Below are 25,759 nucleotides of genomic sequence, written 5' to 3'. Positions count from 1 at the left end.
GGGGGATTCGCGTCGGGCCAACGCGATCTGCGCCGCGACGCCTTGGCCCTGCTCTGCGGCGGGGACCCCGGCCCCGGCCTGGCGCTGCCGTTCGAGGTGGTCAAAGGCGATGCTAAGGCGGGCCTGCGCCGCGGCCGCAGTGGATTTCAGGTCCTCCAACCCACGGATCTGGTCAATCAGGCCCGCACCCGTGGCCGCCGGACGCAAGGACCGCACCCCGGCCACCAAATCCTGCACCCCGGCCCCATGGGCGGCTGGCCGCACCGAACCAGCCCCGGCAACCATGCCCTGCACTCCCGCACCGTGGAAAGCGGCGGTGCCACTCGGCGTCGTCGGCGTCAGGTAATCCTGGGGCCTTTCCATACCTGAATTCTCCCAGCACCCTACGACAATCCAGGGGACCTTGAAACGTTCCCCAAAGGCACACGTGACATCAACAGCCGGTAGGGAAAGCACCCGGCTAAAGGACGAACCCGGCGCTCACCGCTCCCTCAGGATCGGGTTCAAGAGTGGCCCCGGCCGCAGCAAGCAGGTGCTGCGCAACGACGTTCCCCCCGGTGGTCGAAGCGGATAAGCGGGACACGCCGGCAGCCCGTGCTGCAGCCAGCACCAGCGCCAATGCTGCCGACCCGATGCCCCGGCCCCGATAACTCCTGCCCAGCCAGATCCCGGTTTCGGCCTCCCCAGCCCCGGCGCCCGTGGCTTCGGCTGCCGGAATCCGTTTGAGCCGCACGGATCCTGCTAACTCCCCGTTGGCCATAACAGCCCACGATTTCTCGCCGGACGGGCCATCCAGGCCGGTCGCCGAACGGTGGTACGCCAAAAACCACTCATGCCGTTCGTGGTTCCAGCCCGGACCGCCCAGCGGGGGAGTCACCTCGTCCGGGGCCGCGTCCCGCACCGCGAGTTCCCACAGGCCGGTCAGGACCGATTCGTCCACATCTGCGAGTTCAACTGCCATGCGCAGTGTCCACCCATTCGGTTCCTTCGAGCGTCAGGGTCGCGGTTCCGGCCGTCAGCGACTGCAGGCGGTGGTTGGCGGCGTCGATCGCCTCCGCGTCGTCCGGGAGGGCCAGTCGCAGGATGGTGTGGCTGCCTCCGTATGCGGTTTGCCCCAGGGTGAACCCCGCAGTCCGCAGGTCATTCTCCAGCCGCCCCGCATGCCCCGGCGGCACGGAGGTGGAACAGATCCGCAGCCGGTTCCTGTGCGTCAGAGGTGCCAGTGCCAGCGCCGTGGACACAGACTCCGAATATGCCCTGACCAGGCCCCCGGCGCCCAGCAGCACACCACCAAAATAGCGGACGACGACGGCTGTAACGTCGCTGAGGTCCGTCACCCCGGGCAGCGTCTCCCTTTTCGCCAGCGCTTCCAGTATGGGAGCACCGGCGGTTCCGGATGGCTCGCCGTCGTCGTTGGAACGCTGGACGGTCCGGTCCGGACCCACAATAAAGGCGGAGCAGTGATGGCGGGCGTCGTGGAATTCGCGGCGCAATTCGGCCACGAGGTCCCTGGCCGCAGTTTCGTCAGGCGTCCGCCGAAGGACGGTGATGAACCGGGACCGGCGGATCTCCAGTTCGTGCCGGAAACCGTCGCCTGCCGCCAGCGTGGTGTACCGGGTGGCGCGGCTCTCCTGCTCTTGCACCGCTCAAGTGTAGTACGGGCAGCGGGGCCGGGTCCCGGGGGTTGCCCGGCCACGGCGATAGTGTTGAAGTGTGCTGAAAATCGGTTTGACGGGCGGCATCGCCTCCGGGAAGTCCATGGTGGCCACGCGCCTGAGGGAATTGGGTGCCGTCCTGGTGGATGCCGACGCCCTGGCCCGCGAGGTGGTGGAGCCGGGGACTCCGGGGCTGCGGCGCATCGTTGCTGAGTTCGGGGCGGCCATGCTGGACGACGGCGGCCGGCTGGACCGGGCCAAGCTGGGCGCCGTGGTGTTCGGTGAGCCCGGGCGCCTGGCGGCCCTAAATGGAATCGTCCATCCGCTGGTCCGGGCCCGGTCCGCGGAACTCGTGGCAGCTGCCCCCGAAGGTTCTGTAGTGGTCCAGGACATTCCCCTGCTGGTGGAAACCGGGCAGGGGAGCGCCTTCCACCTGGTTCTGGTGGTGGAGGCACCGGAAGAAGTGCGCGTGCGGCGGATGGTGGAACACCGCGGGATGACGGAGATGGAGGCGCGGTCGCGGCTGGCCGCCCAGGCCAGCCGGGATGAACGGCTGGCGGCTGCAGATGTGGTCCTCGACAACTCGGGCGGGCGTGGGGATGTCCTCGATCGGGTGGACAGGCTGTGGGCGGACCGCCTGCTGCCCTTTGCGCACAACCTCGCCGCGGGTGTCCGGGCCTCACGAAACAGCGGTCCGGTGCAGGAGCCGTACCGGGACAGCTGGCCACTCCAGGCCGCCCGGCTGGGCGGCCGCATCCGGGCGGCCGCGCCGGATGAGATCCGGGCCGTGGACCACATCGGTTCAACATCCGTTCCTGGGCTCGGTGCCAAGGACGTCATCGACCTCCAGGTCACCGTCCCCGACCTTGCCGCAGCGGATCGGATCGCGGAACTCCTGGCCGCCGCCGGGTTCCCCCGGGTCCCCGGCGTCAACCGCGACACTCCCAAACCCCCCGAGACTGACAGCGCCCGGTGGCAGAAGCGCTTCCATGCCAACGCGGACCCCGGCCGCGACGTCAACGTCCACGTCCGTGCCGTGAATTCGCCGGGATGGCGCTATGCCCTGATGTTCCGCGACTGGCTCCGCGCCGATCCCGGGGCCGCTGCCCGCTATGCAGAGCATAAAAACGTGCTGGCCAACCAGTTCGCCGGCGCCGGCACCACCCGCGGCTATGCCGAGGCGAAAGAGCCGTGGTTCACGGACGAAGCCTGGCCCCGGATGACCGAATGGGCTGCCCGCTCCGGCTGGGCGCCGCCGTCGTACACTCCCTGATGGCTGTCCGGGCGGGCACCGGATGTTCGCCGGTAACGGACTGGCAGCCTGACTGTCGGTGCCCGGTTGTAGATTAGAAGCATGAGCCTTGCGCAGGAAATAAACCGTGTTGTTTCGCCCTTCGAAGTCATCAGCGAGTTCAAACCTGCAGGCGACCAGCCGGCGGCCATCAAGGAGCTCACCGAACGTATCAAGAACGGCGAGAAGGACGTGGTGCTCCTGGGCGCCACGGGTACCGGTAAAAGCGCCACCACTGCCTGGCTCATCGAGCAGGTGCAGCGCCCCACCCTGGTGATGGTGCAGAACAAGACCCTTGCCGCGCAGCTGGCCAACGAATTCCGCGAGCTGCTGCCCAACAATGCGGTGGAGTACTTCGTCTCCTACTACGACTATTACCAGCCTGAAGCGTACGTGGCCCAGACGGACACCTTCATTGAGAAGGACTCCTCCATCAACGAGGAAGTCGAGCGGCTGCGGCACTCCGCCACCAACGCGCTCCTCACCCGCCGCGACGTCATCGTGGTGGCCACGGTGTCCTGCATCTACGGCCTGGGCACGCCGGAAGAGTACATCGCCGGCATGGTGACCCTGCGCAAGGGTGCCGAAATGAACCGGGATGACCTCCTGCGCAAATTCGTCTCCATGCAGTACGCCCGCAATGACATGGACTTCCACCGCGGCACGTTCCGCGTCCGTGGCGATACCGTGGAAATCATCCCCATGTACGAGGAACTCGCCATCCGGATCGAATTCTTTGGCGACGAAATCGAGAACATCCAGACCCTCCATCCGCTCACCGGTGAGGTGCTCCGGGAAGAGGACGAAATGTACGTCTTTCCCGCCTCCCACTATGTGGCCGGACCCGAGCGGATGGCCCGCGCCATCAAGCGGATCGAGGATGAGCTTGCCGAACGGCTCCAGGTGCTGGAGAGCCAGAACAAACTCGTCGAGGCCCAGCGGTTGCGGATGCGGACCACCTACGACCTTGAAATGATGCAGCAGATGGGGTTCTGCAACGGCATCGAGAACTATTCCTCCCACATCGACGGCCGCGCCCGCGGCACCGCACCGCACTGCCTGATCGACTACTTCCCGGACGACTTCCTCTTGGTGGTGGACGAATCACACGTGACCATTCCCCAGATCGGCGCCATGTACGAAGGCGACATGTCCCGCAAGCGCAACCTGGTGGACTTCGGGTTCCGGCTGCCGTCCGCCATGGACAACCGGCCGCTGAAGTGGGACGAGTTCCTGGACCGGGTAGGCCAGACCGTCTATCTCTCCGCCACCCCCGGCAAGTACGAACTGGGCAAGGCGGACGGCTTTGTGCAGCAGATCATCCGGCCCACGGGCCTGATCGATCCTGAGGTGGTGGTCAAGCCCACCAAGGGCCAGATCGACGACCTTCTGGGCGAGATCCGGACCCGGGTAGAGAAAAACGAACGCATCCTGGTCACCACCCTCACCAAGCGCATGGCGGAGGATCTTACGGACTACCTCCTGGGGCACGGGATCAAGGTCGAGTACCTGCACTCGGACGTGGACACCCTCCGCCGGGTGGAACTGCTGCGTGAACTCCGGATGGGCAGCTTCGATGTCCTGGTGGGCATCAACCTGCTGAGGGAAGGCCTGGACCTGCCCGAAGTGTCCCTGGTCAGCATCCTCGATGCGGACAAGGAAGGCTTCCTCCGGTCCTCGACCTCGCTGATCCAGACCATTGGCCGTGCCGCCCGCAACGTCTCCGGCCAGGTCCATATGTACGCGGACCGGATCACGGACTCCATGGCGCACGCCATCGATGAAACCAACCGGCGCCGTGCCATCCAGGTGGCCTATAACACCGAACGTGGCATCGACCCGCAGCCGCTGCGGAAGAAAATCGCGGACATCACCGACCAGCTCGCCAAGGAAGACGCCGACACCGATGCGCTGCTGGGCAGCTTCGACTACGGCAAGGGCAAGCGCGGGATCACGGGGGCAAACAAGGGCGGCGCGAAGAAGGGCTCAGCCCAGGTCCGCGCGGACGGGCTCGCTGCGGCGCCGGCCGAGGATCTGGTGGGGCTGATCGCACAGCTCACCGAGCAGATGCATGGCGCAGCCGCCGATCTTCAGTTCGAGGTGGCCGCACGGATCCGCGACGAAGTCGGTGAGCTGAAGAAGGAACTGCGCCAGATGCAGGCAGCCGGGCACGCCTGACCGCCACGGCATCTTGGGTGGGCCGGGGTCCTTTGGTGCCGGTCTGGGTTACAGTTAACGTCGCGTAGGGGAGTATCCCGAGTGCTACGATCGTCAACACGCAGGGCATGGTTGCCCCGCCGGGCGTAGCGGGCCGCCACATCAGCACCAAGTGCATCGGCAGGCCGGAGAGACTTACACGACTTTTCCGTACCCTGCGAAAGGCTACCTGTGCTCGATTTGCCCGTATGGTTCGAGGTTGGCTCGTTTGTCATCCTCGGCCTGATCCTCCTGATTGACCTCCTCCTGGTGGTGCGTCGTCCGCACGAACCCTCCATGAAGGAGGCCGGCCTCTGGGTGGCCTTCTACGTCAGCCTCGCGCTGGTGTTTGCCGGTGCCATGTTCTTCTTCACCGGCCCTGAATTCGGCGGCCAGTTTGTGGCCGGCTGGGTCACGGAGTACAGCCTCAGCATCGACAACCTCTTTGTCTTCATCATCATCATGGCCAGGTTCTCCGTACCCCGAAAGTACCAGCAGGAAGTCCTGATGGTGGGCATCATCATCGCCTTGATCCTCCGCGGCATCTTCATTCTGCTCGGCGCCATTGTGATCGAACAGTTCAGCTGGGTCTTCTACATCTTCGGTGCGTTCCTGCTGTGGACCGCCTGGAAGCAGGCACAGGACGAAGGTGAGGACGAGGAGGACAAGGAAAACCCGCTCATCGCCCGGATCCGCAAGATCATCCCGATGTCGGAGAAATTCGATGAAGGCAAGCTGCGCACCACCGTGAACGGCAAAAAGGTCTTCACCCCGATGCTGATCGTGTTCATCACCATCGGCCTTACCGACCTGCTGTTTGCCGTTGACTCCATCCCGGCCATCTTCGGCCTCACGCAGAGCCCCTTTATTGTGTTCACCGCAAACCTGTTCGCCCTCATGGGCCTCCGCCAGCTGTACTTCCTGCTGGGTGGCCTCATGAACCGCCTGATCTACCTGAAGCACGCACTGTCGTTCATCCTGGCGTTCATCGGCGTCAAGCTGGTCCTGCACGCCATGCACGTGAACGAGCTGCCCTTCATCAACGGCGGCAACCACATCGAATGGGCCCCTGAAATTCCCACCTTTGTGTCCCTCGCAGTCATCGTCGGCACCATCATCATTGCCGTTGTTGCCAGCCTGCTGAGCTCCAAAGCCAAGGATGCCCATGTGGACCCGCGGCTCGAGGAAGACGCCCGCAAGAGCCACGGCGAGTAACACCCGAACCCACCGCACCACAGCAATCCCGGCCGCACCCCAGCCGGGATTGCTGCTTTAAACGCCATGCGCCGAGGGCTGGGGCTATGCTTCCAGCATGGCCGCCAGAACCCCCTCGGACCCCGACGTGCGCCGGGTCCAGCAGCGCACGGTGGCGCTGCTGGCCGCCGCCCAGGTCTTCGGCGGCATCGGCGCAGGAGCAACGGTCTCCATCGGCTCCATCCTCGCCGTGGAGCTCTCCGGGTCCAGCGCCTGGGCAGGAGTGGTGGCCACCGCCATGACCCTCGGTGCAGCCGTGGCCGCCGTTCCCCTGGCGGCGTTGGCAGACCGGAGCGGCCGGCGGATCAGCCAGGTGGCCGGACTGTTGACTGCCTTTGGCGGCACCGTCCTGATGGTCCTGGCAACGGTGACCGGCCTGTTCCCTTTGCTGCTGCTGGGTGCGGCTGGAATTGGCGTGGGTTCGGCCGCAGGCCTGCAGGCACGGTTTGCCGCCGTGGACCTTGCGGCGGCCGGGAGCCGGGGGAAGGCGCTGTCCACTGTGGTGTGGGCAGTGACAGTAGGTGCCGTTGCCGGACCGAACCTGATCCGGCCCGGTGCCGCGGTGGGGTTGGCCTTGGGCCTGCCGTCCACCGCGGGACCGTTCGTCATCTCAGGCACCGGCCTGCTCGTCGCCGTCGTCATTGTCTTCGCCGGACTCCGCCCGGACCCGCTGCAGCTGACCAGGGAACTTGCCGCCGCCGTGCCCCGCGCCCCCGCCAAAGCTGAAGATCCCGTGGGGGCAAAAGGGTCCCTGGCCAGGGGTTTCCGGGCCATCCAGGGCTCCGCGGGTGCCCGGCTGGCCGTTGCCGCGGTTGTCGCCGCCCACGCGGTAATGGTGGGCATCATGTCCATGACGCCGCTGCACCTGCAGCACGTGGTGGAAGGACCCGCCGCCTCGCAGGCCGGGCACCATGCGTCAGCCGACGCTCTGGTTGTCATTGGCTTCACCATTTCCCTGCACATCGCCGGCATGTATGCACTCTCGCCGGTGATGGGCTGGCTGACCGACCGGGCAGGCCGGATCCAAACCATCATGATCGGGCTTACGCTGCTGCTGGTCGCGGCGGCCGTGGCCGGCCTCGGCCAAGGCTCCACCACCGCCGTAGCCGTGGGCCTCGTGCTGTTGGGCATGGGCTGGTCGGCGGCCACGGTGGCCGGGTCCACGCTCCTGGCCGAAAGTGTGGACCCGGACTCCCGCGTGGTGGTCCAGGGGGTGTCCGACATGCTGATGGGCGCCGCCGGTGCGGTGGGTGGTGCCGTCTCCGGGCTTGTGCTCAGCTGGGCAGGCTATCCGGGCCTGAACATGCTGGGCGCAGTGATCGGGGCAGGTGTCCTGGCCGTGGCCTTCCTCTCGCTGGCAGCGCGGCGCAGGCAGTCAGCGCCGGACTGACCGGACCATTCCCAGCAGCCGGCCGAAAATGGCTTCGCCGTCGTCGGCAATTCCGTCGTGGTGGAAGTCTGCAGTCTCCCAGACCTGCAGCCCGCGGACGGCTGAGGCGGTGCCCAGGGACAAGTCCCGGTCCACATAGATGTCCTCCGCATACACGGCGGCAGCCACGGGCACCGTGTTTGCAGCCAGCCGGTCGACGTCGTACAGCGGCGCCCAGTCCTCCTTCGCCGCCAGCAGTTCCGCGACGCCGCGCAGGGGCTGCAGCGCCGGGTCCTGGTCGAAGTACCACGGGTAGACCATTTCGCCCGTCAGTAGGACGTGGTCGGCGTCCGGCCGGAACTGCGGGTACTCGGCGAGGACCCGCCAGGCGGCCCACGCGGTGGCTGAACCCTGGCCGTAGATGGATTCGTGCACCACTGCGTACAGCGGGTTTGAGCGGCGGGAAACGATGCCGTGCACCTGCTCGAGGAAGGCGTCCGAAAGGCGGGTGCCGCCGTCGGCCGCGACGAACGCATCTTCCAGGAGGTGGTGCAGCGCGTCGACCCGGGTGTTGCCTCCCAGGAAGGAGCCCACCATCTGGAACCGTTCAACGGTGAGGACGCTGCCGTCCGGCAGCGTTTCGGCAGTGCTCCGCAGGTGCCGGGCAATCCGGTCCACCGTGTCCCGGTCTTCCGGGTACCAGCCGAAGTACTGCGCGTTCCGGGCTGCCACGCGCCGGAAGGTGGCCCGGTAGACGTCCTCCGCAGGTACTGACAGGGGAGCGAGCCCGCCGGTGATCAGGGCTTCCCTGAGGCCCTGCGGCGCAAACGAAAGGTAGGTCAGGGCGCAGAATCCGCCGTAGCTTTGGCCAAAAATGCTCCAGGCCGGCGAGCCCAGCGTGTTCCGGATGAGTTCCGCGTCGGCCACAATCGAATCAGCACGGAAGTTTTCCAGGTAGGCGGCCTGCGCTGCCTCGTCGCCCTGGAGCGCCAGCGTATTCCGGTCGATCGGCGTGGACAGGCCGGTGCCGCGCTGGTCCAGCATCAGGATCCGGAAATCCTTGGCAGCGGCTTTGCTCCAGCCGCCCAGGGACGCAAACCTGTTGCCACGGCCGCCGGGGCCGCCCTGCAGGAACAGCAGCCAGGGCAGGTCTTCCGCTTCCTGGGGGGTGTGCGCCGTGGAAACGTACTCCCGGGCAAATACGGTGATGGTTTCCGAGTCAGTCCCGTGCACCAGCGGCACGGTGAAGTAGTGCTCCACCGTCCGCATGCCGCGGTACTCGTGCCGCGCCTTGACCTGGTGGCCCGCGGTGCGGGCAGGCCCGACAGCCGTCACGGCCGCGTCAGCCATTGACCGCTGCCGGGACGGCCGTGCCGAACTGCGTCAGGGCCGCACCGGTGAGCCGGAACGTGGACCACCCGTCCATGGGGCGGGCGCCGAGGCTCCGGTAGAAGTTGATGGACGGCTCGTTCCAGTCAAGGACGCTCCACTCCACACGGGCGTACCCGTTGGCCAGGGCGATCCCTGCAAGGTGCTGCAGCAGGGCCTTGCCGTGGCCTTCGCCGCGGGCGGCAGGGCTGACGTAGAGGTCCTCCAGGTAGATTCCGTGGACACCTTCCCAGGTGGAGTAGTTCAGGAACCACAGCGCGAACCCCTGGACCTCGCCGGCCGCGTTTTCCGCGATGGCCGCGAAGACACGCGGGTCCGGACCGAACAGGACCTCCTGCAGCATTTCCGGGGTGTTCCGGACGGCGTCAGGCTCTTTTTCGTAGTCGGCCAGTTCGTGGATCATCCGGAGGATTGCAGGTACATCATGCTGGTTTGCGGCGCGGATTACACTCATTGTTCGAGCTTACCGCCGTGATACCGCAGGACGCGCCGGGCAACGGGTGCCGCGCGCCAGGTCCTACAGGCGCCAGGTCCTACAGGCGGTTCACGGCCGTCACGGTGAGGACCGCGGTGCCGGCCTCGTCCGAAGCCGCAAGGTCCACGTCGGCGGAGATGCCCCAGTCGTGGTTCCGGGCGGGGTCGTCAAAGATCTGCCGCACCTTCCACGTGCCGGGTTTCTCGGTGATGATCAACAGGCCGGGTCCGCGGGCATCCGGGCCGGTGCCGATGTCGTTGTGCTCGTCGAAGTAATCGTCAAGGGCATCCTCCCACCGGTCCGCATCGAAGCCGGCAGCGCCGTCCAGCAGGCCCAGCGCAGCGGCATCTTCGTCCGCGAAAAGTTCCACCCGGCGGAACATCTCGTTGCGCACCATCACCCGGAAAGCCCGGATATTGGCGGTCAGCAGCGGAGGCGGCGGCGGCGGAGCGTCGTGCGGGGTGAGCGTGTTGCCGGCGGCCAACTCCTCCCATTCGTCCAGCAGGCTCGAGTCCACCTGGCGCACCATCTCACCCAGCCACGCCACCAGGTCCTCCAGGTCTTCGCGCAGCATGTCCTGCGGCACCGTCTGCCGGAGCGCTTTGAACGCGTCGGACAGGTACCTCAGCACAATGCCCTCGGACCGGGCCAGCCCGTAGAACTGGACGAACTCGCCGAAGTTCATGGCCCGCTCGTACATGTCCCGGACCACGGACTTGGGGGCGAGTTCGAAATCGCCCACCCACGGTGCCGCCTTCCGGTACACCTCGAACGCTTCACCCAGGATCTCGGCAAGGGGCTGCGGATACGTGACCTCCTCCAGCATCGCCATCCGCTGGTCGTATTCGATCCCGTCGGCCTTCATGGCCGCCACAGCCTCGCCGCGGGCCTTCTTCTGCTGGGCGGAAAGGATCTGGCGCGGCTTCTCCAGGGTCGCCTCGATCACGGACACCACGTCCAGGGCGTACGACGGCGACTCCGGATCCAGGAGCTCCAGCGCAGCAAGTGCAAAGGGGGAGAGCGGCTGGTTCAGGGCGAAATTGGCCTGCAGGTGCACGGTCAAACGGACTGTTCGGCCGTCCGGGCCCTGCTCCTGCACGGGGATGCGTTCGATGACCTCGGCCGCCAGCAGCTCCCGGTAAATCCCCAGCGCCTTCTTCATCAGCCGGAGCTGGGAGGACCTGGGCTCGTGGTTTTCCGTCAGCAGCCGGCGGGCGGCCGTGAAGGGGTCGCCCGGCCGCTCCATCAGGTTCATCAGCATGGCGTGGGTCACCGTGAAGCTGGAACCCAGTGGATCAGGAACAGACTCGACGAGACGTTTATAGGTGGGTTCGCCCCAGGAGACAAAACCCTCCGGCGGCTTCTTTTTGACCACCTGGCGCAGCTTCTTCTGGTCATCGCCGAACTTGGCGGTCGCTTTCGCCATGGCCTTCACGTTTTCGGTGACGTGCTCCGGCGCCTGGACCACCACGGTCCCGGCGGTGTCGTAGCCTGCCCGGCCTGCCCGGCCGGCAATCTGGTGGAACTCTCTGGAGTTCAGCAGGCGGGTGCGGACGCCGTCGTACTTGCTCAGGGCGGTGAACAGGACGGTGCGGATGGGCACGTTGATGCCCACACCAAGGGTGTCCGTGCCGCAGATGACTTTCAGCAGTCCTGCCTGGGCGAGCTGTTCCACCAGCCGGCGGTACTTGGGCAGCATGCCGGCGTGGTGCACGCCGATGCCGTGGCGGACCAGCCGGTTCAGGGTCTTCCCGAAGCCGGCGGCGAACCGGAAGCCGGCAATCAGCTCCGCGATTTTGTCCTTTTCCTCGCGGCTGCAGACGTTGATGCTCATCAGCGTCTGGGCCCGGTCGATCGCTTCGATCTGGCTGAAGTGGACCACGTACACGGGGACCTGTCGGGTGGAGAGCAGTTCCTCAAGGGTCTCGTGCACCGGGGTCTGGTGATAGTAGTTGTGCAGCGGGATGGGCCGCTCGGCGGAGCTCACGGTGGTGGTGGGCCGGCCGGTCAGCTCCGTGAGTCCGTCCTCGAACCGGGCCACGTCGCCAAGCGTCGCGGACATCAGGAGGAACTGTGCCTGGGGGAGTTCCAGCAGCGGGACCTGCCAGGCCCAGCCGCGCTGCGGGTCGGAGTAGAAATGGAACTCGTCCATGATCACGGTGCCCAGCTCCGCGGCTGTTCCCTCGCGAAGCGCCACGTTCGCCAGGATCTCCGCGGTGCAGCAGATGATCGGTGCGTCCTGGTTCACCCCGGAGTCCCCGGTGACCATGCCCACGTTTTCCGCGCCGAAGATCTCGCAAAGGGCAAAGAACTTCTCGGACACCAGAGCCTTGATGGGCGCCGTGTAGTAGCTGCGGCGGCCCTGGGCCATCGCCTGGAAATGCGCGGCGATGGCCACCAGGGACTTACCGGAACCTGTGGGGGTGGCCAGGATCACGTTGGCCCCGGTGGCGAGCTCCATGATGGCCTCGTCCTGCGCGGGATACAGCGCCAGGCCCCTGGCCTGCGTCCATTCAACGAACCGCGAATACAGGTCATCGGGGTCGACGGCGGCAGCCGGGTTCAGAGCGGAAAGATCAGTCAGCTGGTCAACGAGTTTCATTGATTTCCAGCTTAGTGCCCCGGTACGCCCCGGAATCCGTTCCGGCCGGGCTAGGCTCGGCAGCATTGCTGCAGCACCAGAAACTGGAGGAAAACATGAAGTGGGATCCGGCGAAGTATGTTCAATTCGGCGATTACCGGGACCGCCCGTTCTTCGACCTCACCGGCAGGGTACACGCCCAGGCCCCGCAGCAGGTGGTGGACCTGGGCTGCGGGCCCGGCAACCTCACCGCAACGCTGGCGGAACGCTGGCCGGCTGCGACCGTGGTGGGCCTGGATTCCTCCCCGGACATGCTCACCAAGGCGGCGGGCCTGGCCGCCGGCGGCCTGCGGTTTGAGCAGGGCGACATCGCGGGCTGGCGGCCCCCGGCCGGGACGGACGTGGTGGTGACCAACGCCGCCCTGCAATGGGTCCCGGGGCACCAGGACCTCATGCGGACCTGGCTTGCCGCACTCCGACCAGGGGCCTGGTTCGCCATGCAGGTGCCCGGCAACTTCAACGCGCCCTCCCATACCCTGATGCGCGGCCTCGCCGCGTCGGAGCGCTGGGCCCCCCAGCTCGCAGGGGTCCTGCGGGGCGGCGAGTCGGTGGGGGAGCCGGCGGAGTATCTGGACCTGCTGCTTGATGCCGGCTTCACCGCCGATGCGTGGGAAACGAGCTACCAGCAACTGCTGCCGGGTGCCGATCCCGTCCTTGAATGGGTCCGCGGCACGGCTCTGCGGCCGGTCATGGCTGCACTGCCCGCTGAAGAGGGCGCCTTGTTCGAGGCCGAATACGCTGCCCTGCTGGCCGAGGCCTATCCGCCGGGCAAACACGGCACGGTCTTTCCCTTCCGCAGGATCTTCGCCGTCGGCCAAAAGAACGGCTGAGGCAGCCGCAGCGCCAGCCTCTACAAGACCGGTCACGCGATATGACACCGGTCGAATGTGATGTGCCCTACAATGACGGAATGGTTGAGGGATGGAGGCTACCGCCCACCCCAGCCATTCGACCTGCACTGGAGGTTCCTTGCTGATTGCGTTGATGGGGCGGCTCCTTCAGGGCCACAAAGCAGCCGTGGTCGCCCTGCTCCTCCTGCAGCTGGTCCAGGCCGGCGCCACGCTCCTGCTTCCCACCATCAACGCCGCGATTATCGATGACGGCATCGTGGCGGGCGACGTCAGCGTGATTTCCCGCCTCGGCCTGGTGATGGCCGCCGTCGCCGCCGTCCAGGCCGCCGCCGCCATCGCTGCCGGGTACCTCGGCGCCGTGGTGGCGATGAAAATCGGGCACGGCCTGCGGGCCCGCATCTTCGACCGGATCCAAGCCCTGTCCTCCCAGGATGTGGCCCTGTTCGGAGCCCAAAGCCTCACCACCCGCGCCACCAACGACACCCAGCAGATCCAGGCGTTCGCGCTGCTGGTGTTCACCATGTTCTTCGCGGCCCCGGCCATGGGAGTGGGCGGCATCGCCCTGGCCCTGCACCAGGATGCGGGCCTGTCCGCAGTGGTGATCGCCATTGTGCCGCTGCTGGTGTTGATCATGTATCTGATCGTCCGGCGGCTCATCCCGTTGTACCGCGAAGGCCAGGACTTCCTGGACCGCGCCGGCGGCATCCTCCGCGAGCAGATCATCGGCGCCATGGTCATCCGGGCGTTTGTCCGCCAGGACCATGAGGTCCAACGGTTCGCCGGCGTGAACAGGAAGCTCACGGCCAACAACCTGCAGTCCGCGCTGCTGGTCGCCGGGATGCTGCCCCTGATCATGCTGGTGGTCAACCTTTCCTCCGTGGCCGTGGTCTGGTTCGGCGGGCACCGGATCCAGGCCGGGCAGATGAACCTTGGCGCATTAACGGCGTTCATCGCCTACATCCTGCAGATCCTGCTGGCCATCATGATGGCCATGTACGTCCTGATGACCGCACCCCGGGCCGCCGTTTGCGCAGAACGGATCACCGCCGTCCTGGACGCCGAACCGTCGGTCACCGATCCCGGCCCGGCCGCCACCGCGCCCCGCAGGTTTCCGGCAGCGCGCCACCTGCAGACACCGTCCCGTGCCGCCGCCGTCGAGTTCCACAACGTTGGCTTCTCCTACCCGGGTGCTGAGGCTCCGGTCCTCGCCGGCATCTCCTTCACGGCCGCGCCCGGAACCACCACTGCCATCCTGGGATCCACCGGCAGCGGCAAGTCCACCCTCCTGAACCTGGTGCCCCGCTTCCTGGACTCCACAAGCGGCCGGATCAGCCTCGACGGCACGGACATCAAGGACCTGCCGCTGGATGGCCTGCGCCGGAGCATGTCCATCGTCCCTCAGCACTCACACCTCTTTTCCGGCACCATCGCCGCGAACCTGAGGGTGGCTGCGCCGGAGGCCACAGACAGTGAATTGTGGGCGGCGCTGGAAACCGCACAGACCATGCGGTTCATGCGGGACCTGCCCCATGGCCTGGAGACACGCGTGGGCCAGGGAGGCACCAGCCTGTCCGGCGGGCAGCGGCAGCGCCTCTGCATTGCCCGGGCGCTGCTCCGGAAGGCGCCGCTTTACCTGTTCGACGACAGCTTTTCCGCCCTCGACTATGCAACGGACGTCAGGCTGCGCGAAGCACTCCAGTCCAACCTGTCCACGGCCACCGTGATTGTGGTGGCCGAGCGCATTTCGGCGGTGGAGGCCGCTGACCTGGTGCTGGTGCTCGACGGCGGGCACCTGGTGGCGCAGGGGACGCACCTTGAACTGCTGGCAGGGTCCGCCACCTACCGTGAAATCGCGGAATCGCAGCTTGCCCTGGATGGCCGGCAGTGACAGCCGGCGGCAGCGGGGGAGAGGAGCCCGGATTCTGGCCCACCGCGGGCAGGCTGCTGGGCCTGCTGCGGCCCTTCCGGCGGAGGATGGCGGGCGCCGTGGCAGCTACCTGCGCGTTCGCCGGATTCAACGTCGCAGCCCCGAAGTTCCTGGGCGACGCCACCGACGCAGTGGTTGATGGGCTGATGAGCGGCCGGCTGGACCAGGTCCGGCTGGCCGGGCTGCTGGCGCTGGTGGCGGGGATGTACATTTTCGCCTCGCTCTTCAACTGGATCCAGGGGGCGCTGACAGCACGCTCGGTGCAGGGCCTGATGTACGGGCTGCGCGAATCCGTCGCGGCCAAGCTGCACCGGCTGCCGGCCGGCTACTTCACTGACCGCTCCCGCGGCGACGTGCTGAGCCGGGCAACCAACGACATCGACAACATTGCCCAGGCCCTGAACCAGCTCCTCACCCAGCTGATTTCCTCCTGCCTGCTGCTGGTGGGTTCCCTGGCCATGATGCTCTGGATTTCCCCGCTGCTGGCGGTCATCGCCCTGGCCACCATCCCACTGTCCACCCTGGTCACCGTCCTGGTGGCCCGCCGGTCCCAGGCACAGTTTGACCGGCAATGGAATGAGACCGGCGTGCTGAACGCCCATGTGGAGGAGTTCATTTCCGGCCACGAGGTCATCAAGGCCTTCGGGTACCAGGACCGCGCCGCCGAGGTGTTCGGCCGCAGCAACGACCAACTTGCCCGCTCGGCCACCAGGGCCCAATACTCGGCCGGAATGGTCCAGCCGCTGATGGTGCTAATTTCCAACCTGAACTACATTGCGGTGGCAGTGGTGGGTGCGCTCCAGGTGATTGCGGGCTCCATGACCATCGGCGGCATCCAGGCGTTCATCCAGTTCAGTCGGCTCTTCACCCAGCCTGTGGGGCAGATCGGCGGCCTCCTGAACCTCATCCAGTCCTGCGTCGCCTCCGCCGCCCGCGTTTTTGACCTCCTGGACGCCGGCGAAGTCCCCGGCCCCGCACAGCGCCGGGACAGCGGCCGCCCTCCGAACGCCCGCAAGGTACCGGACGGCCGCATCGCCTTCGAGAACGTCACTTTCGGCTACCCGGACGCTGCGCCGGCCGTCCGGAACCTGGCCTTCACCGTGGAACCGGGCCAAACAGTGGCCATTGTGGGCCACACCGGCGCCGGGAAGACCACCGTGGTCAACCTGCTGCTGCGGTTCAGCGAACCCGGGTCCGGCCGGGTCACCATTGGCGGTGTTGACATCGCCACCCTGCCACCGGACAGGCTGCGGGAGCGGTTCGGTGTGGTGCTCCAGGACGCCTGGCTGTTCGCAGGCAGCATCCACGAAAACATCGCCTACGGCCGGCCCGGGGCCGCCCCGGCAGACATCCAGGCCGCGGCGGACGCGGCGCACGTGGACAGGTTCGTCAGGTCCCTGCCGGAGGGTTACGACACGATCCTGGAAAACGGCGGCGAGCCGCTTAGCACCGGCCAGCGCCAGCTGATCACCATCGCCCGCGCCCAGCTTGCAGGGCGCGAGGTCCTGGTGCTGGATGAAGCCACGAGTTCCGTGGATTCCAGGACGGAGCTGCTGATCAGGCAGGCCATGAAGCGGCTGCTGCACGGCCGGACCAGTTTTGTGATTGCCCACCGTTTGTCCACGGTCCGGAACGCTGATCTAATTCTGGTCATGGACCACGGACGGATTGTTGAGCAGGGAACCCACGAGGACCTGCTGGCTGCAAACAGCTACTACAGCGGGCTCTACCGCGCGCAGTTCGCTTCCCGCGAAATCCGGCCCGGAGTCCTGGAGCCCGGGCTGTGAGTCCCGACAACACCTTTCCCGGTACGTGGCTGCCCAACACCGCCAGCACCGTGGCGCTCTTCGACCAGCTCCGGCTCCAGATCATCCACCAGGTGGACAACGGCGCATTGGCGCCCGGGGCCAGGCTGCCCGCCGTCCGTGCACTGGCAAGCGCCCTGGACGTGGCACCGCACACCGTGGCCAGGGCCTACAAGGAGCTGGAGTCGGCCGGTGTGGTGGCCACCCGGGGGCGGAACGGCACCGTGGTGTGCGCGCCGGACGAACGCCTGGGCGGACTGTCCGCCGCAGCCGCAGCCTACGCAGCTGCTGCCAGGAGCCAGGGCGCCACTTTCGCGGAGGCCGTGAAGCTGCTGGCGGCGGCCTACGACGCCGGGTGAGCGCAGCATCACGTGGATATTCGAAGAAGTTTTCGATTAGCATTGGTAAGTGCCTAAAGCCGTAGCTGAAGAAACAGCCGTCCCCAACGATTCCACCGCCGTCGTCCCTGCTGCCTCCGTGCAGCGGCCGGACCTTTCCCGCCTGGTGGTGAAGGGCGCCCGGGAACACAACCTTCGCAACGTGGACCTTGACCTTCCCCGCGACGCCATGATCGTGTTCACCGGGCTGTCCGGATCCGGCAAATCGTCCCTGGCGTTCGACACCATCTTCGCCGAGGGCCAGCGGCGCTACGTGGAATCGCTGTCCGCCTACGCACGCCAGTTCCTGGGCCAGGTGGACAAACCTGACGTCGACTTCATCGAGGGGCTGTCCCCGGCGGTCTCCATCGACCAGAAGTCCACCAGCAAGAACCCGCGTTCCACGGTGGGCACCATTACCGAAATCTACGACTACATGCGCCTCCTCTGGGCCCGCGTAGGCCGCCCGCACTGCCCCGTCTGCGGCGAGCCTGTAGCCAAGCAGACGCCGCAGCAGATTGTTGACCAGCTCCTGGAGCTGGACGAAGGCACCCGGTTCCAGGTCCTGGCGCCGGTGGTCCGCGGACGCAAGGGCGAGTTTGTTGACCTGTTCAAGGAGCTGACGGCCAAGGGCTACTCCAGGGCCCGCGTTGACGGTGAACTCATCCAGCTCAGCGAACCGCCCAAACTCGGCAAGCAGTACAAGCACACCATCGAGGTGGTGGTGGACCGGCTGGTGGTCAAGGATGGCATCAGCCAGCGGCTCACCGACTCCGTGGAAACCGCCCTGGGCCTCGCCGAAGGCCGTGTCCTGGCGGAGTTCGTGAACCTGGAGGCCGATGATCCCGCCCGGATCCGTGCCTTCTCCGAACACCTCGCCTGCCCCAATGAGCACCCGCTGGCCATCGACGAGATCGAGCCGCGGTCGTTCTCCTTCAACAACCCCTTCGGCGCCTGCGCAGCCTGCAGTGGCATCGGCACCCGGCTTGAAGTGGACGAGGAACTGATCGTCCCCAACGGCGAACTGTCCCTCTCTGAAGGTGCCATCGCGCCCTGGTCGCTGGGCACCGCCACCACCGAATACTGGAACCGGCTGCTCGAAGGCCTGTCCACGGAACTCGGGTTCTCCATGACCACCCCCTGGGAAAAGCTTGGCAAGGACGTCCGCCAGACGGTCCTGCACGGCAAGGACCACAAAGTGGTGGTGCAGTACAAAAACAGGTTCGGCCGCGAACGGAAATACAGCACCGGCTTTGAAGGTGCCATCCAGTACGTCCACCGCAAGCACGGTGAGACGGATTCGGACTGGGCCCGGGACCGCTACGAGGAATACATGCGGCAGATCCCCTGCCCCGCCTGCAACGGCGCCCGCCTCAACCCGGCGTCGCTGTCGGTGCTGATCAACGGCAAGTCCATTGCCGAAGTGGCGGCCCTTCCCATGCGGGACTGCTCCGAGTTCCTGAACAACCTGGTGCTGACCGGCCGCGAAGCCCAGATCGCACACCAGGTGCTGAAGGAGATCCAGGCACGCCTGACCTTCCTCCTGGACGTCGGCCTGGAGTACCTGAACCTGGAGCGGCCCTCCGCCACGCTGTCCGGCGGCGAAGCGCAGCGCATCCGGCTGGCCACGCAGATCGGTTCCGGCCTGGTGGGTGTCCTCTACGTCCTGGATGAACCCTCCATCGGGCTGCACCAGCGCGATAACCGCCGCCTGATCGACACCCTCACGAGGCTCCGCGACATGGGCAACACCCTGATCGTGGTGGAACACGATGAGGACACCATCCACGTGGCCGACTGGATCGTGGACATCGGGCCCGGCGCCGGGGAGCACGGCGGCCAGGTGGTCCATTCGGGTTCCTACCAGGACCTGCTGGCCAACACCGAGTCCCTGACCGGCGATTACCTCTCCGGCCGAAAAAAGATCGACGTACCCAAAAAGCGCCGCAAGTATGACCGCAAGCGGGAACTCAAGGTGGTGGGCGCCCGCGAGAACAACCTCATCAACGTGGACGCGGCCTTCCCGCTGGGCCTCTTCACGGCCGTGACCGGGGTCAGCGGCTCCGGCAAGTCCACCCTGGTCAACGAGATCCTCTACAAGGTGCTGGCCAACAAGCTCAACGGCGCCAAGCAGGTGGCCGGCCGGCACAAGAGCGTCCAGGGACTTGAGCACCTGGACAAGGTGGTCCACGTGGACCAAAGCCCCATCGGCCGCACCCCGCGCTCCAACCCCGCCACCTACACCGGCGTGTTCGACAACATCCGCAAGCTTTTCGCCGAGACCACTGAGGCCAAGGTCCGCGGCTACCTTCCCGGCCGGTTCTCCTTCAACGTCAAGGGCGGCCGCTGCGAAGCGTGCTCGGGTGACGGCACCCTGAAAATCGAAATGAACTTCCTGCCGGACGTCTACGTCCCCTGCGAGGTCTGCCACGGAGCCCGGTACAACCGGGAAACCCTGGAAGTCCACTACAAGGGCAAAACCATCGCCGATGTCCTGAACATGCCCATCGAGGAAGGCGCCGAGTTCTTCGCGGCGTTCACACCCATCGCCCGGCACCTGAGCACCCTGGTGGACGTGGGCCTGGGCTACGTGCGGCTGGGTCAGCCTGCCACCACACTGTCCGGCGGCGAGGCGCAGCGCGTCAAGCTTGCCGCGGAGCTGCAGAAGCGGTCCAACGGCCGAAGCATCTACGTCCTGGACGAGCCCACCACCGGCCTGCACTTCGAGGACATCAGGAAACTGCTGATGGTCCTGCAGGGACTGGTGGACAAGGGCAACACCGTGATCACCATCGAGCACAACCTGGACGTCATCAAGAGTGCCGACTGGGTGGTTGACCTGGGGCCCGACGGCGGTTCCGGCGGCGGCCAGATTGTGGCCACCGGAACACCCGAGCAGGTGGCCAAATCGACCACCAGCCACACAGCGGCGTTCCTGGCGGAAATCCTCGGCTGATCCGGCGGAAGTATTCCGGTATCGGCATGGGAGTTTCAGGCATGAGTGCTGTCGTGAGAAACTAACCCGGTGACTCAAACAACAGTGCCCGTGATCTTTGACCTGGACGGCACTCTTGTCGATCCGGCCGGCGGCATCACCGACGGAATTGCCGCCGCCCTGGGCGGGCTGGGACTTCCGGTCCCGGCCCAGGACCTGCTGGAGGCCATGATCGGCCCCAAGCTCAGTGATTCCCTGCTGAACGTAGCCGGCGTACCCGAACACCTGCTGGACCAGGTGATCACCCGGTACCGGCAGTACTACGTGGCCACGGGCATCGGCCAGGGCCGGGTCTACCCGGGGGTCCGGGAGCTGCTGGGCGCCTACGCGGCCGCCGGCCGGCCGGTGGCAGTGGCAACCCAGAAGCCGCAGGGGCTGGCGCGCACCGTGCTGGCGCACCATGGCCTGGACGGGTACTTCAAGGGCATCCACGGTTCCGCGGATGACGAAACGGCTGTGGCCGGGGTCCCGCTGGGCAAAACCGAAATCATCGCGGCTGCCTTGGCTGACCTGGGCACGCACCACGCCATCATGGTGGGGGACCGGGCGCAGGACGTCGCCGGTGCCATCGCCAACGGCCTTGACTGCATCGGTGTTGCCTGGGGATTCGCGCCCGACGGCGAGCTGGACCTTGCCGGGGCAGTGACCGTGGTGCAGGACGCCGACGCCCTGGCCGCCGCCGTCGACCGCCTCGAGTCCATCCACTCCGCCGCCATGAGTGAGGTGACCAACGATGGAAATGTTTGACGCCGTCCGCTGGACCACCCGCACCCTGATCGGCGGCTCCTGCCGGCCCACCGTCATCGGGCTCGAAAACGTGCCCACTGACGGGCCGTTCATCGTGGCGCCGAACCACCTGTCCTTCTTCGACAGCGTTATTGTCCAGGCCCTGATGCCCCGGCCCGTCGCATTTTTCGCCAAGGCCGAGTACTTCACCACGCGGGGCGTCAAGGGCCGCGTGATGAAGGCCTTTTTCGAATCCGTCGGGTCCATTCCCGTGGAACGCGGGGAGCAGGCAGCCAGCGTCCAGGCCCTCAAAACGCTGATGGACATCCTGGAGGCCGGCAAAGGCATCGGCATCTACCCGGAGGGCACCCGCTCCCGCGACGGCATCCTGTACCGCGGCCGCACCGGTGTGGGCTGGCTGGCGCTGACCACCGGTGCACCCGTGATCCCGGTGGGCCTGATCGGCACCGAGAACCTGCAGCGCGCCGGGGAGAAGGGTGTCCGGCCCCAGCATTTCACCATGAAGGTGGGGGAGCCGCTGTACTTCGATAAAACCGGCCCGGACCACTCTTTGCCGGCCCGCCGCCAGGTCACGGACCGGATCATGGACGCCATCGCCGAACTCAGCGGACAGGAACGCTCCACCAGCTACAACCAGAGCAAGATCGCCGAGTAAGCCTGCCCGGGGGCACGGCGGTGTCCCCGGCACCCGCCGGGCCTCAGTAGACTGGACAGGTGGCAAATCCAGCAAGTTACAGGCCCCGGACGGGAGAAATCCCCATAAACCCCGGTGTCTACCGGTTCCGCGATCCGCACGGCAGGGTCATCTACGTTGGCAAAGCCAAGAACCTCCGCTCACGCTTGAACTCGTACTTTGCCAACCCGGCGGGCCTGCCGGCCAAGACCTACGCCATGGTCCATGCCGCCAGCAGCGTCGAATGGACGGTGGTGGGCAGCGAGCTCGAATCGCTGCAGCTCGAGTTCACCTGGATCAAGGAATTCAAGCCCCGCTTCAACGTGGTGTTCCGGGACGACAAAACCTACCCGTACCTGGCTGTCACCCTCAGCGAGAAGTATCCCCGCGTCCAGGTGCTGCGCGGCGACAAACGCAAAGGGACCCGGTATTTCGGTCCCTACACCGCCGGTGCCATCCGGGAAACCATGGACACTTTGCTGCGGGTCTTCCCCGTCAGGAGCTGCAGCGCAGGCGTCTTCAAGCGCGCCGAAGCCAGTGGCCGGCCCTGCCTGCTGGGCTACATCGACAAGTGCTCGGCGCCGTGCGTGGGCAGGATTTCACCGCAAGACCACCGCGCGCTGGCCGAGGACTTCTGCGCGTTTATGGGCGGCGAAGCGAAACGGTTCACGGCCAAGCTGGAAAAGCAGATGCAGGCCGCAGTGGCGGAGCTGGACTACGAACACGCAGCACGGCTCCGCGACGACATCACCGCCCTCCGGAAGGTCTTTGAGCGCAACGCCGTGGTACTGGCGGAGGAGACGGACGCCGATATCTTCGCCCTGCACGAGGACGAACTGGAAGCCGCCGTGCAGGTCTTCCACGTCCGCGGCGGACGCATCCGCGGCCAGCGCGGCTGGGTGGTGGAAAAGGTGGAGGATTTCAGCACCCCCGACCTCGTGGAGCACCTGCTGCAGCAGGTCTACGGCGAGGAAGGCGACACCCATGGCCGGCTGCCCCGCGAAGTCCTGGTCCCCGTGGAACCCAGCAATGCCGGTGACCTGACTGAATGGCTGGCCGGGATCCGCGGCGCCAAGGTGGACATCCGGGTGCCGCAGCGCGGGGACAAGGCAGCCCTGATGTCCACCGTGCGGGAAAACGCCGAACATGCCCTGCGGCTGCACAAAACCCGCCGGGCCGGTGACCTCACCGTCCGGTCGCAGGCCCTGCAGGAACTCCAGGAAGCCCTGGACCTGCCCGTGGCCCTGCTGCGGATCGAATGCTACGACGTCTCGCACGTCCAGGGCACCAACGTGGTGGCCTCCATGGTGGTGGTGGAGGACGGCCTGCCCAAAAAGTCGGACTACCGCAAGTTCGCCATCACCGGCCCCGCGGCCTCCGACGATACGGCCGCCATGCACGACGTCCTGACGCGCCGCTTCCGCTACTACCTCCAGGACAAAACAGCCCAGGTCACCGAGGCGGCCCTGGCCGCGGCGGCCGTCCCGGCACCGGCTGCCGGCGAGGAAGCGGCCGGCACGGAAGCGGCCGGCACGGAACACGCCCCGGAAACCACCACCACAGTGGACGACTCCACCACCCCCGCCCCGCGGAGCAAATTCGCCTACCCGCCCAACCTGGTGGTGGTGGATGGTGGCAAGCCCCAGGTCAACGCCGCCGCGCGCGCCCTCGCTGACCTCGGCGTCGACGACGTGTACGTGGTGGGCCTGGCCAAGCGGCTTGAAGAGGTGTGGCTGCCGGACAGTGACTTCCCGGTGATCCTGCCCCGGACCTCGCAGGGCCTGTACCTCCTGCAGCGGATCCGCGACGAGGCGCACCGGTTCGCCATCACCTTCCACCGGCAAAAGCGGGGAAAGGCGATGACGGTGTCCGCCCTGGACGCCGTTCCGGGCCTTGGTGCCGCCAAACGCAAGGCCCTGCTGGCCCACTTCGGGTCCGTCAAGGCCATCAAGGCCGCGACGGCCGCTGAACTGACCGGAGCGAACGGGGTTGGCCCGGCCCTGGCCGGTGCCATCATGGCCCACTTTGCGGCCGGCGGCACTGAGGCTCCGGACCTGCCCGCCATCAACATGACCACCGGCGAAATCCTCGAAACTTAGCTAGGGTAAAGTCCGGGGGTTTCCGCCGCGGCGGCCGCCCCACGTGATAACTACAGGAACGGGGCGGACCTCATGGCAGACACAACAGCGGAATCCGGAGCGGGGGACGAGGGGCTGCAGCCCGTCAAGCCGCTTGAAGCGGAGCTGCTGGTGGTCACGGGGATGTCCGGCGCGGGCCGGAGCACCGCAGCTGACGCACTTGAGGACCACGGCTGGTACGTGGTGGAAAACCTTCCGCCGCAGATGCTTGGAACCCTGGCCGAACTGGTCTCGCACGCCCCGCAGTCCATCCCGCGGCTGGCCGTGGTGATCGATGTCCGCAGCAAGGGCCTGTTTGCGGATATCCGGGCCGCGCTGGGGGCACTGGCCGCCAGCGGGGTGGCCTTCCGCGTCCTGTTCCTTGATGCCAGCGACAACGTCCTGGTCCGCAGGTTTGAACAGGGCCGCCGGCCGCATCCGTTGCAGGGCGGCGGCCGGATCCTTGATGGTATTGCCGCCGAACGGGAGCTGCTGCAGGAACTGCGCGACAGCTCCGACGTCGTACTGGATACCAGCGGTTACAACGTGCACGGCCTGGCCACGGCCATCACTGAACTCTTCAGCGAGACCGGTCCGGTGGCGCTGCGCCTGAATGTGATGAGTTTCGGCTTCAAGTACGGCCTGCCGGTGGACTCCAACTACGTGGCCGACGTCCGGTTCATCCCCAACCCGCACTGGGTCCCGCAGCTGCGTCCGCTGACCGGCCTGGACCAGGGCGTCAGCGATTACGTCCTCGAAGCGGAAGGCGTCAAGAACTTCGTGGACCGCTACGTGATGGCCCTCGAGCCTGTCCTGGACGGTTACCGCCGCGAAAACAAGCACTACGCCACCATCGCCGTGGGCTGCACGGGCGGCAAGCACCGCTCCGTCGCTGTCGCCGTGGAGCTTTCCAAAAAACTTGCGCAATACCCCAGGGTCACGGTGACCACCACCCACCGGGACCTGGGCCGCGAGTAATGGCACTGTTCACGGGCGCACTGCCGCTTGTCCCCGTCCCTGCCGGCTCGGCCGCAGCCCAGCAGGACAAGGGGCCCAACGTGGTGGCGCTGGGGGGTGGGCACGGGCTGTCAGCCTCCCTGTCCGCCTTACGCCTGCTCACCTCGGAACTGACGGCGATCGTCACGGTGGCGGACGACGGCGGGTCTTCCGGGCGCCTGCGTGAAGAGTACGGTGTCCTCCCGCCGGGAGACCTGCGGATGGCCCTGTCCGCGCTGTGCGACGACACCGACTGGGGCCGGACCTGGCGGGACGTGATGCAGCACCGGTTCCAGCCCGGCAAAGGCACCGGCGGCTCCCTGGACGAGCACGCCATGGGCAACCTGCTGATTGTGACTCTTTGGGAACTGCTGGGCGATGCCGTGGCCGGACTCACCTGGGCAGGCGCCCTGCTGGGCGCCCGCGGCCAGGTGCTGCCCATGTCCACCGTTCCGCTCACCATAGAAGGTGATGTCCGGGTGACCGCGCCGAACGGCGAGACGGCCCTCAACACCGTCCGCGGCCAGGCCCGCTGCGCCGTGGCAGGTTCCCTGGAACAGGTCCGGCTGCTGCCCGTGGACGCACCGGCCTGCGTGGAGGCCCTTACGGCCATTGAGCTGGCGGACTGGGTCATCCTGGGCCCGGGGTCCTGGTACACGTCCGTGCTGCCGCACCTGCTGCTCCCCGAAATGCGGCAGGCCCTCTGCGACACGCCGGCAAAACGCTGCCTCACCATGAACCTCGCCACAGACACCAAGGAGACCTCCGGCATGAGTGCGGCGGACCACCTGCACGTGCTGCGGCGTTACGCCCCGGACTTCAGCGTGGACGTTGTCCTGGCCGATCCGGCGTCCGTCCCGGACCGGAAGGAGTTCGAGAAAGCAGCCGGCATGATCGGTGCCGAGGTGGTCTTGGGTAAAGTAGGGGCGTCGGGACGCCGGCCCGTCCATGATCCGCTGCGTCTGGCGACGGCGTACCAGGACATTTTCGGGAACAGTTAG

19 protein-coding genes and 1 pseudogene are annotated in these 25,759 nt (G+C 66.7%); 14 read left to right on the top strand and 6 right to left on the bottom strand.

Annotated elements, in window-relative coordinates:
- The 3 genes and pseudogenes from ASF72_RS20620 to ASF72_RS15740 form a co-directional block, all read right to left on the bottom strand.
- A pseudogene (locus tag ASF72_RS20620) lies at window positions 1-363 on the bottom strand (HNH endonuclease); the annotation flags it as partial.
- A 97-nt stretch (window positions 364-460) separates the two neighbouring features.
- Window positions 461-961, bottom strand: coding sequence for a GNAT family N-acetyltransferase (locus ASF72_RS15745; protein ID WP_050684789.1), 501 nt, complete (start codon window positions 959-961; stop codon window positions 461-463).
- The gene (locus ASF72_RS15740) at window positions 951-1,643 is read right to left on the bottom strand and encodes an IMPACT family protein (RefSeq protein WP_056600430.1); all 693 of its coding nucleotides are present in this window, start codon (window positions 1,641-1,643) and stop codon (window positions 951-953) included. Before ASF72_RS15740 ends, ASF72_RS15745 begins: the two co-directional genes overlap by 11 nt.
- A 70-nt stretch (window positions 1,644-1,713) precedes the next feature.
- On the opposite strand from ASF72_RS15740, the gene coaE reads away from it, so the two are divergent.
- From coaE to ASF72_RS15720, 4 genes are all read left to right on the top strand, one after another.
- Window positions 1,714-2,928 carry a dephospho-CoA kinase gene (gene coaE, locus ASF72_RS15735; RefSeq protein ID WP_056600429.1) on the top strand — a complete coding sequence of 405 codons (1,215 nt, stop codon included), beginning with the start codon at window positions 1,714-1,716 and terminating at the stop codon, window positions 2,926-2,928.
- 81 nt (window positions 2,929-3,009) lie between these two features.
- Window positions 3,010-5,124, top strand: coding sequence for an excinuclease ABC subunit UvrB (uvrB, locus tag ASF72_RS15730; RefSeq protein ID WP_050684792.1), 2,115 nt, complete (start codon window positions 3,010-3,012; stop codon window positions 5,122-5,124).
- A 210-nt stretch (window positions 5,125-5,334) separates the two neighbouring features.
- Window positions 5,335-6,357 (top strand): TerC family protein, encoded by a 1,023-nt coding sequence (locus ASF72_RS15725; RefSeq protein WP_056600428.1) that lies wholly within the window; start codon window positions 5,335-5,337, stop codon window positions 6,355-6,357.
- A 97-nt stretch (window positions 6,358-6,454) separates the two neighbouring features.
- Window positions 6,455-7,786, top strand: a complete 1,332-nt coding sequence (locus ASF72_RS15720) for an MFS transporter (protein ID WP_056600427.1) — start codon at window positions 6,455-6,457, stop codon at window positions 7,784-7,786.
- Here ASF72_RS15720 and ASF72_RS15715 read toward each other — a convergent pair.
- From ASF72_RS15715 to ASF72_RS15705, 3 genes are all read right to left on the bottom strand, one after another.
- A complete protein-coding gene (locus tag ASF72_RS15715) occupies window positions 7,772-9,115 on the bottom strand; it encodes an alpha/beta fold hydrolase (RefSeq protein WP_056600426.1) in 1,344 nt (447 codons plus the stop codon). The two genes, ASF72_RS15720 and ASF72_RS15715, sit on opposite strands and share 15 nt — an antisense overlap.
- Window positions 9,108-9,608, bottom strand: coding sequence for a GNAT family N-acetyltransferase (locus ASF72_RS15710; RefSeq protein ID WP_056600425.1), 501 nt, complete (start codon window positions 9,606-9,608; stop codon window positions 9,108-9,110). The genes ASF72_RS15715 and ASF72_RS15710 overlap by 8 nt, the downstream gene beginning before the upstream one ends.
- A 79-nt stretch (window positions 9,609-9,687) precedes the next feature.
- Window positions 9,688-12,231, bottom strand: a complete 2,544-nt coding sequence (locus ASF72_RS15705; protein WP_056600424.1) for a DEAD/DEAH box helicase — start codon at window positions 12,229-12,231, stop codon at window positions 9,688-9,690.
- Between the two features lie 95 nt (window positions 12,232-12,326).
- On the opposite strand from ASF72_RS15705, the gene ASF72_RS15700 reads away from it, so the two are divergent.
- The 10 genes from ASF72_RS15700 (at window position 12,327) to ASF72_RS15655 (ending at window position 25,759) form a co-directional block, all read left to right on the top strand.
- On the top strand, window positions 12,327-13,100 hold the full coding sequence (locus ASF72_RS15700) for a trans-aconitate 2-methyltransferase (protein ID WP_056600470.1): 774 nt from the start codon (window positions 12,327-12,329) through the stop codon (window positions 13,098-13,100).
- Window positions 13,101-13,254: 154 nt separating this feature from the next.
- Window positions 13,255-15,009, top strand: coding sequence for an ABC transporter ATP-binding protein (locus ASF72_RS15695; RefSeq protein ID WP_082484347.1), 1,755 nt, complete (start codon window positions 13,255-13,257; stop codon window positions 15,007-15,009).
- Between the two features lie 86 nt (window positions 15,010-15,095).
- Window positions 15,096-16,835, top strand: coding sequence for an ABC transporter ATP-binding protein (locus ASF72_RS15690; protein WP_082484344.1), 1,740 nt, complete (start codon window positions 15,096-15,098; stop codon window positions 16,833-16,835).
- Window positions 16,832-17,212 (top strand): GntR family transcriptional regulator, encoded by a 381-nt coding sequence (locus ASF72_RS15685; protein WP_050684800.1) that lies wholly within the window; start codon window positions 16,832-16,834, stop codon window positions 17,210-17,212. The genes ASF72_RS15690 and ASF72_RS15685 overlap by 4 nt, the downstream gene beginning before the upstream one ends.
- 49 nt (window positions 17,213-17,261) lie before the next feature.
- A complete protein-coding gene (uvrA, locus tag ASF72_RS15680) occupies window positions 17,262-20,186 on the top strand; it encodes an excinuclease ABC subunit UvrA (RefSeq protein ID WP_056600421.1) in 2,925 nt (974 codons plus the stop codon).
- Window positions 20,187-20,255: 69 nt separating this feature from the next.
- Entirely contained in the window at window positions 20,256-20,972 is a 717-nt protein-coding gene (locus ASF72_RS15675; protein ID WP_056600420.1) for an HAD family hydrolase, read from the top strand.
- Complete coding sequence (locus ASF72_RS15670) at window positions 20,959-21,627, top strand: lysophospholipid acyltransferase family protein (protein WP_050684803.1); 669 nt, start codon at window positions 20,959-20,961, stop codon at window positions 21,625-21,627. Before ASF72_RS15675 ends, ASF72_RS15670 begins: the two co-directional genes overlap by 14 nt.
- Window positions 21,628-21,686: 59 nt before the next feature.
- A complete protein-coding gene (gene uvrC, locus ASF72_RS15665; protein ID WP_056600419.1) occupies window positions 21,687-23,744 on the top strand; it encodes an excinuclease ABC subunit UvrC in 2,058 nt (685 codons plus the stop codon).
- A gap of 72 nt (window positions 23,745-23,816) precedes the next feature.
- Window positions 23,817-24,740: an RNase adapter RapZ gene (rapZ, locus tag ASF72_RS15660; protein ID WP_050684805.1), complete on the top strand. Its 924-nt coding sequence runs from the start codon at window positions 23,817-23,819 to the stop codon at window positions 24,738-24,740.
- The gene (locus ASF72_RS15655; RefSeq protein ID WP_050684806.1) at window positions 24,740-25,759 is read left to right on the top strand and encodes a gluconeogenesis factor YvcK family protein; all 1,020 of its coding nucleotides are present in this window, start codon (window positions 24,740-24,742) and stop codon (window positions 25,757-25,759) included. Before rapZ ends, ASF72_RS15655 begins: the two co-directional genes overlap by 1 nt.

The organism is Arthrobacter sp. Leaf141 (genome assembly GCF_001424565.1).
GTDB lineage: Bacteria > Actinomycetota > Actinomycetes > Actinomycetales > Micrococcaceae > Arthrobacter.
This window is presented reverse-complemented; position numbering and strand designations above follow the sequence as displayed.